Raw genomic sequence first — 12,068 nt, 5'->3', positions numbered from 1 at the left:
AAATTAAGTCTGTGGGGGGTGGGGGGGGTTCCCAGAAGTCCTCGAAATCTTCTTCTATCAGTGCCGGAGAGGTGGCAGTTTCGTCGCTTTTGGCAATCGTCATTTTTTCGGCCTCTCTAGGTGGGAGTATCCATGTTTTTGCTGATTATTGATCCTATGTTACATCAGAATTTAGGAGTCAGGAGATAGATTTTAGGAGTTGAGAAAATTATCTCCGCTTAACAATGATCAAAACTTTTCTTCCGGGTGCGTTATACTGGGCTAACACACCCGACTAATACTAAATCCGTTGAGTATAGGCTACATATCAGGAGAGGCAATAGGCACTCTTGCAATAGGCAAAAGGAGCAATAGATAATCAGTTTTTAATAACCAGATTTAGTATAATATCCTTAAGCTAACCAAAAAACTTGGCTTTATCTTTAACTAATTTTGTCCCGATTCCGGCGGCAATGACCTCAGAGAGAATGCTAATTAAACGATAGATAGCAACGGTGATAAGTACGTTAGCGGCGGGAAAGTTTTCTGTGTCTAAAAGTGCGATTGCTGTGGCTTCAAAAACTCCTAATCCTCCTGGCGCTCCGGGGACAACTAAACCCAATAACCAAGCAAAACTAAAGGTTCCTAAGAGGGGTAAAATCTGAGCGGGGGTAATCATTTTTAATACCATCCAAGCTAAAATAAAACCCGCACCGCGCCACAATAAAAATCCAGTTTCACCCAAGAGGGGAACGAGAGGATATTTAGTTAGATAAACAGGTTCTTGAGCAATCTTTTTCTTTTGGCTAAGGATTTTCAGAGGATAATTTAAAAATTTGGGATGAATGCCGATTAAAATTAATCCTAAAACTAATATCTGTATCCCTAGACTTGAGCTAGATTTCATCCAACCTAAACCACTACCAATAACTGCTATGGCTAAGGCTGCACACACCAGCAATAAAAGTTCTAATAAAACGCTTAAACTAGCGGTTCCCCAATCACTTCCTGCTTTATTAATTGCCACAATGCGAGCATAAAAGTGTCCGATATTACCGGGTAGATATTTTCCTAAATTGGTAATCATATAGATGCCAATTCCTGTGGAGGTTTTAATCGGTTGTTGATAGCTTTTGAGTATCCATGTCCACACCCATCCTGCCCAAATTTGAGCGATAACGGTGGTTACAAGTGCCAAGAAAAGAAATAACCAACCATGATTTTCAATTCTAACTGAGGTAACGTTATCCCAGTTATTTTTAAGATTGCTGAGAACAAAAAATAAGGTTCCCCCAATAATCAGCCAACGTAGAAACTTTTTCAGCATTTCGTTTTTTCCTTTATTCATTTTCTGGGGGGAACCAATCGAGATCAAGAAGATTTTCTAAACTGTAGGGACATTCCCCAGGAAAACTAACTTGATTATCGGTTTTTTCTCTAACATAATTTAAAGCTTTCTGGTAAATACGAGGTAATTCTTGAGTGAGATAATTGCGGGGATTAGTAGTTAAATAAGTGTCGATCTGGTTTTTGAAATTGACGATTTCTGAACGCCAATGACTACGATTATATTCTCTTTCACTTGTCCAAAATTGTAATAATAAACAATCTCTAATAATTTGCTCTAATAAACTGGCAACACGAAACTTTTTTTCGTTTCCCAAGTCTTCTAATTCCTCGATTAAGTTTTCTAAGTCTAAAGCGTCAAATCTCTTCGCTTTTAAGAGTTCGATAGTTTCTTCCAACCAGAGGGAATCATCAATTTCGTAGAGAGTTTTTAAGTCGGGAATAACAGTCATTATCGTCTCCTTTATTCGTAAGGTGGTAGCCAATTAGGATCGAGAAGTTCTTCTAAACTGTAGGGACAAGTATTAGGGAAAGTAACTTGATTTGTTGTCTTTTTTCTCACATAACGGATTGCCTTATGATAAATATTATCAAATTCTTGTTCTAAATATTTCCGTAAACTTGCCGTTAGGTAGGTATTTAATTGATCTTGAAAATTTACCAGTTCTGATTCCCAATGACTTTGATTATATTCTCTTTCCCTTGTCCAAAATTGCAGTAACAAAGCATGACGAATAATTTGCTGTAAAAAACTAGCAACACGAAACTTTTTTTCGTTACCCAAATCTTCTAACTCCTCGATTAAATTATCTAAATCTAAAGCGTCAAATCTCTTCGCTTTTAAGAGTTCGATAGTTTCTTCTAACCAGAGGGAATCATCAATTTCGTAGAGAGTTTTTAAGTCGGGAATAACAGTCATTATCATCTCCTTTATTCGTAAGGTGGTAGCCAATTAGGATCGAGAAGTTCTTCTAAACTGTAGGGACAAGTATTAGGGAAAGTAACTTGATTTTTTGTCTTTTTCCGCACCAAGAAAACTGCATCTTCATAAATATTAGTTAATTCATTTTGTAAATAATTACGGAGATTGGTGGTTAAGCGTCTTTTTAGCTGAATTTGAAAGTTGACTATTTCTAACTCCCAGTGATCCTGATTATATGCTCTTTCCTCTGTCCAAAACTGTAGGAGTAAACAATGTCTAATAATTTGCTGTAAAAAACTAGCAACACGAAACTTTTTTTCGTTTCCCAAGTCTTCTAATTCCTCGATTAAGTTTTCTAAATCTAAAGCGTCAAATCTCTTCGCTTTTAAGAGTTCGATAGTTTCTTCCAACCAGAGGGAATCATCAATCTCGTAGAGAGTTTTTAAGTCGGGAATAACAGTCATTATCATCTCCTTTATTCGTAAGGTGGTAGCCAATTGGGATCGAGAAGTTCTTCTAAACTGTAGGGACAAGTATCGGGAAAGTTGACTTTATTATCGGTTTTTTGACGAACATATCGCACGGACTCAAAGTAAATTTGCTCAAATTCCTGTTCTAGATATTTACGAAGATTTGTAGTTAAATAGCGCTTTAACTGATATTGAAAACTAACTATCTCTGCTTGCCAATGAGCTTGATTATATTTTCTTTCACTTGTCCAAAATTGTAATAATAAACAATGTCTAATAATTTGCTGTAAAAAACTAGCAACACGAAACTTTTTCTCGTTTCCCAAGTCTTCTAACTCCTCGAGCAAGTTTTCTAAATCTAAAGCGTCAAATTTTTTCGCCTTGAGCAGTTCAATGGTTTCTTCTAACCAGAGAGAATCATCAATTTCGTAGAGAGTTTTTAAGTCGGGAATAACAGTCATTTTTTATCTCCTTTATTTGTAAGGTGGTAGCCAATTAGGAGCGAGCAGTTCTGCTAAACTGTAGGGACAAGTATCGGGAAAGTTGACTTTATTATCGGTTTTTTGACGAAGATAGCGAAGGGCTTTTTCATAAATAGTTGCCAAATTATGTTCTAGATAATTTCTTAAATTAGTCGTCAAATAAGTATTAAGTTCATCTTTAAAATTGATAATTTCTGAACGCCAATGAGCCTGATTATATTCTCTTTCACTTGTCCAAAATTGTAATAATAAACAATCTCTAATAATTTGCTGTAAAAAACTAGCAACACGAAACTTTTTCTCGTTTCCCAAGTCTTCTAACTCCTCGAGCAAGTTTTCTAAGTCTAGCGCTTCAAAATTTTTAGCCTTGAGCAGTTCGATAGTTTCTTCTAACCAGAGAGAATCATCAATTTCGTAGAGAGTTTTTAAGTCTAGAATAACAGTCATTTTTTATCTCCCCTAGAATTGGCAATAGTGACCAGTTAAACCGATCACTAAAGCTTTTTTACTGTTTATATACTAGATAATTTTAGCGGAGCGCAGACCGAAAAAGAGACCGAGGGCAATTCCGGTAAAAACGATCAGATAACCCGCCAAAGCAGCAACAGCTAACACAGACATGGTGAAAATCTCCCAAGTAATTTAATCTTTTTTAGCATTGTACCGTTATTCTTGCCCTTCCCCTTCCTCGTCTTCTATATCTTCCCCAAAGCGCTGCTGGGGGGGGATTGCGGCGACAATTGCCTCGATTACCTTGCCGACTGGAACAATTTCTAAGCCCACATCTTCGGGATAAACTTGACCTCTAGGGACAATCGCCCGTTTAAAGCCCAATTTAGCCGCTTCTTTTAATCTTAGTTCCATTTGCGACACTAGGCGCACTTGTCCACCTAATCCCACTTCCCCGATTAAGACTGTGCGCGGATCCACGACTCGATCGCGAAAACTGGCGACAACAGCGATCGCAACTCCCAGATCCGCCGCCGGTTCTTCCACTCCCAACCCTCCTGCGGAGGCAACATAGGCATCTAATTTCGATAAAGGAATGCCGACGCGCTTTTCTAAAACGGCGAGAATTTGCTGTAATCGGTTGTATTCTATGCCCGTGGTCGATCGGCGCGGGGAAGCGTAGCTGGTGGGGCTAACTAATGCCTGTAACTCCACCACAATCGGGCGTGTACCTTCACAGGCTACCACCGTCGCCGTACCGGGGGAAAATTCGTCGCGATTGCCTAAAAACAATTCTGAGGGGTTTTCCACTTCCACCAAACCGTGATCCACCATCTCGAAAATACCGATCTCATGGGTTGCCCCAAAACGGTTTTTCACGGATCTTAAGAGACGATGGGAGGCATAGCGATCGCCTTCAAAATATAACACCGTATCGACCAAATGTTCCAAAACTCGCGGACCAGCGATCGCCCCTTCTTTAGTAACATGACCGACAATCAATAAAGTAATATTCTCCCGTTTTGCCACCTGCATCAAGGCGGAGGTACATTCGCGAACTTGGGCGACAGATCCCGGTGCGGAAGTTAACGCCCCAAAATAAAGAGTTTGAATACTGTCAATTACCGCCACCTGTGGGCGTAGAGATTCTAATTCTCGCAAAATTTCCTCTAAATCGGTTTCTGGCAGAACATAGAGATGATTATCGAGTTCTGAGGTTGATTCAGAGGCTTTTTTCTCCTTGCCATTGCCGTTATTTTCCGACTCCACGGCAACCACTCCCACCCCCAAACGGGCAGCCCGCAGTTTAATCTGTTGTCCCGATTCTTCGGCGGAAACGTAGAGGATGCGCGGTAATCTTTGGGCGAGTTGGTTGGTAACTTGCAGTAAAAGCGTCGATTTGCCGATACCCGGATCGCCGCCGATTAGTACAAGAGAACCGGGGACAATGCCACCACCGAGAACGCGATCGAATTCGCCGTAACCGGAGGGAAAACGTTCCTGTTCATACTGGGTAATTTCCGAGAAGCGCACCGAGATGCGCGGTTGGGGGTTGCGTTGCCCTTTGCCGTTATTTGAGCGACTATTTTGCCATCCTGGGCGATTTACCGCCGGATTATTGCCACCAGCTACCACTTGTTCTTCTAGCGTCCCGTAGGTGTCACAACTGGGGCATTTTCCCAACCATTGGGGAGATTCCGCCCCACAAGCGCTACAGATATATATTGTTCGCGATTTCGCCATGTTTTTTAAGAAAAGTTGAAGAAAAGCGGTTTGGGGATCAATTCTCTTGTCAAATTTAATTAAGTATGATAGGGGGGAAGGAAGACCATAAAGTTATTGATAATTGCCATAAAAGAAATAAAATAGGAAATTTAGGCTTAATGATAACGGCAAAAGGATATTCTATAAACAGGAACGCTCGTTATTTAACTTTAAAATTCATCACACTATTTAACTAAGGAGTGTTAAGTCAGTTGGAGAACCAGAAGGAAAAAATTCTCGTTGTTGATGATGAAGCCAGCATCCGTCGTATCTTAGAGACTCGTTTGTCGATGATTGGTTATGAAGTCGTCACCGCCGCCGACGGCGAGGAAGCTTTAGAAACCTTCCGAACCGCCGAACCCGATTTAGTGGTTTTGGATGTGATGATGCCGAAATTAGACGGTTACGGTGTCTGTCAGGAACTCCGCAAAGAATCGGATATTCCTATCATTATGTTAACGGCTTTGGGGGATGTGGCCGATCGAATTACCGGATTAGAATTGGGCGCGGATGACTATGTAGTTAAACCTTTTTCTCCCAAAGAACTCGAAGCGCGGATTCGTTCGGTGTTGCGTCGGGTAGAGAAAAATGGCGCCCCGGGGATTCCCAGTTCCGGTGTGATTCATATCGGTTCAATTAAAATCGATACCAATAAACGCCAAGTTTATAAGGGGGATGAACGCATCCGTCTGACCGGTATGGAATTTAGTTTACTAGAATTATTGGTCAGTCGATCGGGAGAAGCTTTTTCGCGCTCGGAAATCCTTCAGGAAGTTTGGGGTTATACCCCCGAACGTCATGTGGATACGCGGGTGGTAGATGTGCATATTTCCCGTTTACGAGCCAAATTAGAGGATGATCCCAGCAATCCTGAGTTAATTCTCACCGCTAGAGGTACAGGCTATCTTTTCCAGCGGATTTTAGAACCAGACGAGGAATAGTTCTCAGCTATGGCACAAGCTGATCCCAATCGTATTTTAAGACTGTTACCCCTGTTCGCCGGCATCGTCGGGGGTACGGTATTAATGTTTAATCGTTTTGCCACTGCCGATTTAACCCCATCGCAAGCGCGTTCCGATGTGATGGGAGTGATTTTGAGTGGGGTTTTAATTTTGGTGGGTTTAATCTGGCAAAGAGTTCAACCCCGCTTACCGGATGCTGTGGAATTAATCGGGCGCGAAGGCCTGGAATTTGCCCCAGATTTGCCAGAACAGGTTAAAATTGAGCTTGCTTGGGCTTCCCATTTACTTTTAACTAACACCGTGACAAAATCTCTGATCGTTTATTATCGGGGAGAAGTTTTATTACGTCGCGGTATCTTAAGCCAGAATTCTGAAGTTAAAGTTAGTAATATTATCAAAAGAGTTTTAGAAACCGGTAAAGCCGTTTATTTAGTTAATTTAAATTTATATCCCGCTAAAATCGAGTTTGACTATTTGCCAGAAAACACCCAAGGCTTAATCTGTCAACCCATCGGTAAGGAAGGGGTGTTAATTTTGGCGGCAAATGCGCCGCGCAGTTATACTAAACAAGATGAAATTTGGATCGAGGGAATTGCTGATAAATTAGCCGACACTTTCAGTCAGTTTTAGACGATTTCAGTTGAGTAGGGAAAAAAGATGCCAAGAATCCAGTTTAGCAATCTTCATATCTGGTTGTAGGGCGATTTTGTCCAAAATTGGCACAAAGCAAGAGAATTGCTTGAGTATCGGCGGCGAACATCTAAGAATCTCCCCATGAATTCATCTACTTTTGATCGCTTGATTACCCGCGGCGAAAATTTCGATGCAGTATTAGCGATCGCCAAAGTAACCACTTCTATTCAGATTCTACCAGTTTATTTTCCCTTGATCGCTCCAGCATTTATGCTAAATTTACTGGTAGAATACTGGGGATTTACCCCGCCCACTTCAGTCTGTTAAACTCCACTGTTCATAGCTCTGAAAATTTCACGAACAGAGATTTTTTCGAGCAAACAACCTATAAAAAAGTTGTCTAGCCGTAATTCCTATAATTCAATTACAGCTGCTATTAATTTCCAGCAGGGAGCTTCTCCTTCCCAATTTGCCGAAGAGACCCAAGGCAGACTAAGACTGACGGTAACAAAACAGTTTTGCTGAGGTTGATAGCCTGTATTTAATTTCTCGACAAATACGGGATCAGTTATCTTTGCTTCTGTCAAACTGTTACCATTCGCTGTTGTAATTGTGCCACGCCACTCAAAATTTCCTTTTGAATTTTCTTTTTGATATACTCTAAAACTCTGCACATGAATCAACTGGAGAGTATAACGTTGATTGAAATTAAGGTTTTTCAAATAAGAAGGATTAACATATTTAATTGAATTGTGCAGTATTTTTGTTGGGGTTCTACAATACTTTCCCAAATCATTGATATTGAATCTACCTACACATTTCCATTCACCGGGTAAAACGGAAAGATTTTCCGATTCAAACCCAAAATCATTGCCAGTATCAGCAAGGGGAATTTCGAGAATATCTAAAACTTTTGGTTCTTTATCAGAAATTAGTCTAACTGATCGTGGAACCCTGCCATCTTCTGGATAAAGAGAATCACACACAGGACGAACCCAATTTCCTGAACTAATATCAATTCCAGCGATACAGCGTTCATTTAATTTCCATGAATTAGCAAGACAGACAATTTTTTTCAGAGATGACATATATTGATATTCCCCCATTTCTCCTTTAAATATTCCGCCACTAAACGACGGTGACAATTATGAGGTTTTGCCTCACTACAGAGTAAACAAGCGTTATTAATTACATCTGGAGAAACTTTTGTTTCAATCCTCCGGCTACTAATAAGTTGTCTAAATTTTTGTTCGTATATTGTCCAATCAACTTTTTTCTTTTTATATTCATCAAGAATATCTTGAGTTGGAGCTAAGTCTAAAACATGAACATAGTCAATTCCACCGATGACTTTTAAAAAATATTCTAGGTCAGCTTTTTTACTAAATCCTGCTAACTGGGAAACATTATTTAAACGAGTATCTATAACTCTCTTAACACCAGCTTTTTGTAAGTCATCAAAGAACTTCTGTGCAGTCTTTTGAGTAAAGCCGATTGTAAAGAGATTGATTGTCCTGTTCATCTTGATTACCACTTGTTTCTATATAAGCAATTGCATCACCCTGAAGCTTATAAGCTTTCTCCAAACATTCTGCTTTTGTGAGAAGATTGCTATTTGGCTCGACAAATAAAGAAAGCTGAATTTCTTTTTGATTACTGGCTGAAAAATCGGTCAAACTATGTTTGAACAGCATTCTTTCTTCCAAATGGTCATGAGATTCCAAGTCACCATTTTTTAGAATATGATAAATATCTAAATCGCAATGACGTAGATGTTGACAAACCAGAATCGCTCTATGACATTCAATCGGGTCTTTCTCCGCACACATAAGGGCAATTCGATGTTTTTTCACTCCCTGTAAAATTCGTTCAATTCCATGATTAAAAGCAGATGTTTTAGCAATTTTTTCGTATAAAGCCTTACCATTGACATAACATTCTTCGCTGCTCGGTCTGGCTCCTAATTCCTTGCCCAAAAACACATAGTAAATGCCTTCACTTTTTAAAGCATTTGACAATATTGACTGATTAAAATGCTTGAGAAATCGGCTATAAGGATGAGAACGAACATCAGCAAGGGCAGTTATATTATGCTTCTTAAGTAGAAGCATAAATGAGGCAATTTCGTGATTAGAGTGACCGATGGTGAATAACTGCATCAATATTATTATTCCTTCGATGAAAGCCTACAATAATCATTGTAGATCAACGATTGCCTAGAGAGGGGAACAGACCATCGGGCTAGAAGTGACTCTATAGGCAGAATATCCCAACTTTTAACCCTGATTATCGGTCAGGGGTCGATGTTTCTCGATCAAATCGATCGCCTGGGTGACACTTTCCGGGAAAATTACCACTAAACCACCCTCGGAAACCGTGCTTAAAGCCTTCTCTAAAGCTTCCGTTTCATCGAGAATAACTTCTGGTCGCAAACTGGCATTTTCTTGGCTAATTCCCCGGAGAATTAAATCGGCCACTTCTCCCCGGCGGCGACCGCGAGTATCGTTATCTTCCTTAACAATAATTCGATCGAACATTTGGGCTGATAATTTCCCTAATAAAATTAAATCATCATCCCGTCGATCGCCAGGTCCGCCGACCACGCCGACTTTTTCCCCGGACCAATTGCCGACAAAACCGCCGACGGCTTCGTATCCGGCGGGATTATGGGCATAATCGATTAAAGCGTGATGGTGTCCCAAGTCAAACAGGTTCATCCTGCCGGGGGTCTGGGCCACGGAAGGTTTAAAAGTCCGCACCCCTTGGCGAATTAACTCGATATCGATACCCTGCACAAAAGTGGCTAAACAGGCGGCCAGGGCGTTAGCAATCATAAAAGGGGCCATTCCCTGCATAGTCACGGGAATATTGACGGCTTCCTCGATTCTCAGCGTCCATTCTCCCTCTAGAATCGACAGATAGCCATTCTCATAGATGGCGGCCATGCCACCGCGACGGATATGGTCGTGAATAATCGGGTTATCGGGACTCATGGAAAAATAAGCGACTCTTCCCTTGACTTTTTCGGCCATACTAGCGGTCAAGGGGTCATCGGCATTTAAAACCGCGTAACCCTCGGCGCTAACCACCTCGGCCACAACGCTTTTTACCTTCGCCATTTGTTCGATGGTGTCGATATCACCGATACCCAAATGGTCGGCGGCCACATTTAACACCACTCCCACATCGCACTGATTAAAAGCTAAACCCGATCGCAGGATACCACCCCGGGCCGTTTCTAACACGGCAATCTCCACCGTGGGCTCCTTCAAAATCATACTGGCACTGTAAGGACCGGTGTTATCGCCCTTTTCTACCAGATAATCATCGATATATACGCCGTCCGTCGTGGTAAATCCGACTACTTTCCCCGTTTGTCGGCAAATATGAGAAATTAAGCGGCTAGTGGTGGTTTTGCCGTTAGTTCCCGTAATCGCCAGAATTGGCACGCGACTGGGAGTCCCGGGGGGGAATAACATATCGATAACTGGGGCGGCGATATTGCGAGGTAAACCGCGACTAGGGGCGACGTGCATCCGAAAACCGGGGGCGGCGTTGACTTCTACGATCACCCCGTCCACTTCTTTCAGGGGTTTGCGGATATCATCTGTCACCACATCGATACCGGCAATGTCCAAACCGATTAATTTTGCCACTCTTTGGGCGATCCAGACGTTTTCGGGGTGAATTTCCTCGGTACGATCCACGGCGATGCCGCCGGTGCTTAAATTAGCCGTGGCCCGCAGATAGGCGATCGCTCCTTGGGGTAAAATGCTGGTTAATTCATAGCCCTGTTTTCCTAGCACATTAAGGGCGGTTTTGTCAATGGTTATTTTAGTTAAAACGTTGGCATGACCGTCACCCCGGTTGGGATCCTGATTAGTAATTTCGATTAATTCTTCTACAGTTGAGCGCCCATCACCGACGACGTGAGCGGGGATCCGTTCGGCCACGGCGGCGACTTTGCCATTGATGACTAAAATTCGGTGATCACTGCCTTTATAGTACCTTTCTACGATCACGCTGCGGGTTTTCGAGGCGGCACTGGCTAGATCATAGGCTTCCTCTGCTTCCTGTTGATTTTTAACATCGATGCTGATGCCGCGGCCGTGGTTGCCATCGAGGGGTTTAATCACGATGGGAAACCCTCCCACTTCCTCGATTGCCGCTGGCAATTCATCCAAGTATTGAATCACCGTACCCCGGGGGACGGGAATGCCACCATCCTTGAGGATAGTTTTCGTGCCTTCCTTGTCACAGGCCAACTCAACGGCTAAAATCCCCGAAAAACTGCTTAAAGTGGCTTGAATGCGCTTTTGGTGAACGCCATAGCCCAATTGCACCATGGCACGAGCGCTCAGGAGTAACCAGGGGATATTTCTAGCTTGTGCTTCTTTGACGATGGTTTCGGTACTCGGACCAAGGGCAGCATTATTGCATAAATCGCGTAAATCGGCTAAATCCTGGGACAATTCTTCCTGAGGATAGGTTCCCGTATCGACAATTGATTGACACAAACGCACGGCAGCCCGACCCGCATAACGTCCCGCTTGCTCGTCAACGTACTCAAACACCACGTTATAGACTCCGGGGGTGGAGGTGGCTCTAGTGCGACCAAACCCGACGGGAGTTCCCGCCAGTTCCTGCAATTCTAGGGCGATATGTTCGATAATGTGGCCCATATAAGTCCCAGTGCGGACTCGTTCAAAGAAACCGCCGCGATAACCGGGGGAGCAGTAATGTTCGACTAAACTGGGGAGAACGTCGATTAATCCCTCGTAAAAGCCTGGGATTTCATTCGATGGCTTCTCTGCGAGATCTTCGAGATCCAGACGCATAACAATGAGCTTGTCGCGACGAATACTCCAGTAGTTGGGACCGCGCAGGGTTTGGGTTCTGAGAATTTTCATTGAAAAACTGGGTCTGAAACCCCGCCCTTTAGCGATAGCGGAGGGCGGCTTTATATAAGTTAGCGAGAAACAACTAAACCGTTAGAACGACGAATTAACTGAATCTTGCTAACAGCTATCTGTCCCAATCGTTGACCATTGGTATCGCT

15 protein-coding genes and 1 pseudogene are annotated in these 12,068 nt (G+C 42.4%); 3 read left to right on the top strand and 13 right to left on the bottom strand.

From position 1 onward, the window contains the following. The 9 genes and pseudogenes from O9300_RS19690 to radA form a co-directional block, all read right to left on the bottom strand. A pseudogene (locus O9300_RS19690) lies at positions 1-103 on the bottom strand (Uma2 family endonuclease); the annotation flags it as partial. A gap of 294 nt (positions 104-397) precedes the next feature. Further along, positions 398-1,327 (bottom strand): lysylphosphatidylglycerol synthase transmembrane domain-containing protein, encoded by a 930-nt coding sequence (locus tag O9300_RS11245; RefSeq protein ID WP_287971718.1) that lies wholly within the window; start codon positions 1,325-1,327, stop codon positions 398-400. Next, positions 1,320-1,778, bottom strand: coding sequence for a DUF29 domain-containing protein (locus O9300_RS11240; protein ID WP_287971716.1), 459 nt, complete (start codon positions 1,776-1,778; stop codon positions 1,320-1,322). Before O9300_RS11240 ends, O9300_RS11245 begins: the two co-directional genes overlap by 8 nt. A gap of 11 nt (positions 1,779-1,789) precedes the next feature. Continuing rightward, the gene (locus O9300_RS11235; protein ID WP_079208325.1) at positions 1,790-2,245 is read right to left on the bottom strand and encodes a DUF29 domain-containing protein; all 456 of its coding nucleotides are present in this window, start codon (positions 2,243-2,245) and stop codon (positions 1,790-1,792) included. Positions 2,246-2,256: 11 nt separating this feature from the next. Continuing rightward, positions 2,257-2,712 (bottom strand): DUF29 domain-containing protein, encoded by a 456-nt coding sequence (locus tag O9300_RS11230; protein WP_147072334.1) that lies wholly within the window; start codon positions 2,710-2,712, stop codon positions 2,257-2,259. 11 nt (positions 2,713-2,723) lie between these two features. Further along, complete coding sequence (locus O9300_RS11225; protein WP_147072332.1) at positions 2,724-3,179, bottom strand: DUF29 domain-containing protein; 456 nt, start codon at positions 3,177-3,179, stop codon at positions 2,724-2,726. 12 nt (positions 3,180-3,191) lie between these two features. Further along, complete coding sequence (locus O9300_RS11220) at positions 3,192-3,647, bottom strand: DUF29 domain-containing protein (protein ID WP_287971713.1); 456 nt, start codon at positions 3,645-3,647, stop codon at positions 3,192-3,194. Positions 3,648-3,719: 72 nt separating this feature from the next. Continuing rightward, positions 3,720-3,821: a cytochrome b6-f complex subunit PetL gene (petL, locus tag O9300_RS11215; RefSeq protein WP_002752397.1), complete on the bottom strand. Its 102-nt coding sequence runs from the start codon at positions 3,819-3,821 to the stop codon at positions 3,720-3,722. Positions 3,822-3,866: 45 nt separating this feature from the next. Next, entirely contained in the window at positions 3,867-5,393 is a 1,527-nt protein-coding gene (gene radA, locus O9300_RS11210; RefSeq protein WP_287971711.1) for a DNA repair protein RadA, read from the bottom strand. Positions 5,394-5,626: 233 nt separating this feature from the next. On the opposite strand from radA, the gene rpaB reads away from it, so the two are divergent. From rpaB to O9300_RS11195, 3 genes are all read left to right on the top strand, one after another. After that, positions 5,627-6,355 carry a response regulator transcription factor RpaB gene (rpaB, locus tag O9300_RS11205; protein WP_002781934.1) on the top strand — a complete coding sequence of 243 codons (729 nt, stop codon included), beginning with the start codon at positions 5,627-5,629 and terminating at the stop codon, positions 6,353-6,355. Between the two features lie 9 nt (positions 6,356-6,364). Next, positions 6,365-7,006: a cofactor assembly of complex C subunit B gene (locus O9300_RS11200; RefSeq protein ID WP_287971709.1), complete on the top strand. Its 642-nt coding sequence runs from the start codon at positions 6,365-6,367 to the stop codon at positions 7,004-7,006. A 144-nt stretch (positions 7,007-7,150) separates the two neighbouring features. Further along, entirely contained in the window at positions 7,151-7,336 is a 186-nt protein-coding gene (locus O9300_RS11195; RefSeq protein ID WP_061433146.1) for a hypothetical protein, read from the top strand. Between the two features lie 86 nt (positions 7,337-7,422). Here O9300_RS11195 and O9300_RS11190 read toward each other — a convergent pair whose 3' ends face one another. From O9300_RS11190 to cphA, 4 genes are all read right to left on the bottom strand, one after another. Continuing rightward, positions 7,423-8,097 (bottom strand): dual OB domain-containing protein, encoded by a 675-nt coding sequence (locus O9300_RS11190; RefSeq protein WP_239698203.1) that lies wholly within the window; start codon positions 8,095-8,097, stop codon positions 7,423-7,425. Beyond that, positions 8,085-8,531 carry a DUF488 domain-containing protein gene (locus tag O9300_RS11185; protein ID WP_002804177.1) on the bottom strand — a complete coding sequence of 149 codons (447 nt, stop codon included), beginning with the start codon at positions 8,529-8,531 and terminating at the stop codon, positions 8,085-8,087. Before O9300_RS11185 ends, O9300_RS11190 begins: the two co-directional genes overlap by 13 nt. Then, positions 8,467-9,168 (bottom strand): DUF488 domain-containing protein, encoded by a 702-nt coding sequence (locus O9300_RS11180; protein ID WP_287971706.1) that lies wholly within the window; start codon positions 9,166-9,168, stop codon positions 8,467-8,469. Before O9300_RS11180 ends, O9300_RS11185 begins: the two co-directional genes overlap by 65 nt. A 117-nt stretch (positions 9,169-9,285) precedes the next feature. Continuing rightward, positions 9,286-11,919: a cyanophycin synthetase gene (gene cphA / locus O9300_RS11175; RefSeq protein WP_287971705.1), complete on the bottom strand. Its 2,634-nt coding sequence runs from the start codon at positions 11,917-11,919 to the stop codon at positions 9,286-9,288. Between the last annotated feature and the right edge of the window lie 149 nt (positions 11,920-12,068).

The sequence above is a fragment of the Microcystis sp. LE19-195.1E genome (assembly GCF_027532095.1).
GTDB classification, from domain to species: Bacteria; Cyanobacteriota; Cyanobacteriia; order Cyanobacteriales; family Microcystaceae; genus Microcystis; species Microcystis aeruginosa.
Note: the sequence above shows the minus strand (reverse complement) of the source record. Positions and strands in the feature narration are given on the sequence as shown.

Excerpts from the sequence above, each read along its gene's own strand:
- O9300_RS11220 (WP_287971713.1), bottom strand. The coding sequence starts at position 3,647 with ATGACTGTTATTCTAGACTTAAAAACTCTCTACGAAATTGATGATTCT.
- O9300_RS11195 (WP_061433146.1), top strand. The coding sequence starts at position 7,151 with ATGAATTCATCTACTTTTGATCGCTTGATTACCCGCGGCGAAAATTTC.
- O9300_RS11180 (WP_287971706.1), bottom strand. The coding sequence starts at position 9,168 with ATGCAGTTATTCACCATCGGTCACTCTAATCACGAAATTGCCTCATTT.
- O9300_RS11190 (WP_239698203.1), bottom strand. The coding sequence starts at position 8,097 with ATGTCATCTCTGAAAAAAATTGTCTGTCTTGCTAATTCATGGAAATTA.
- O9300_RS11185 (WP_002804177.1), bottom strand. The coding sequence starts at position 8,531 with ATGAACAGGACAATCAATCTCTTTACAATCGGCTTTACTCAAAAGACT.
- O9300_RS11235 (WP_079208325.1), bottom strand. The coding sequence starts at position 2,245 with ATGACTGTTATTCCCGACTTAAAAACTCTCTACGAAATTGATGATTCC.
- cphA (WP_287971705.1), bottom strand. The coding sequence starts at position 11,919 with ATGAAAATTCTCAGAACCCAAACCCTGCGCGGTCCCAACTACTGGAGT.
- O9300_RS11225 (WP_147072332.1), bottom strand. The coding sequence starts at position 3,179 with ATGACTGTTATTCCCGACTTAAAAACTCTCTACGAAATTGATGATTCT.
- O9300_RS11245 (WP_287971718.1), bottom strand. The coding sequence starts at position 1,327 with ATGAATAAAGGAAAAAACGAAATGCTGAAAAAGTTTCTACGTTGGCTG.
- O9300_RS11200 (WP_287971709.1), top strand. The coding sequence starts at position 6,365 with ATGGCACAAGCTGATCCCAATCGTATTTTAAGACTGTTACCCCTGTTC.
- O9300_RS11240 (WP_287971716.1), bottom strand. The coding sequence starts at position 1,778 with ATGACTGTTATTCCCGACTTAAAAACTCTCTACGAAATTGATGATTCC.
- radA (WP_287971711.1), bottom strand. The coding sequence starts at position 5,393 with ATGGCGAAATCGCGAACAATATATATCTGTAGCGCTTGTGGGGCGGAA.
- petL (WP_002752397.1), bottom strand. The coding sequence starts at position 3,821 with ATGTCTGTGTTAGCTGTTGCTGCTTTGGCGGGTTATCTGATCGTTTTT.
- O9300_RS11230 (WP_147072334.1), bottom strand. The coding sequence starts at position 2,712 with ATGACTGTTATTCCCGACTTAAAAACTCTCTACGAGATTGATGATTCC.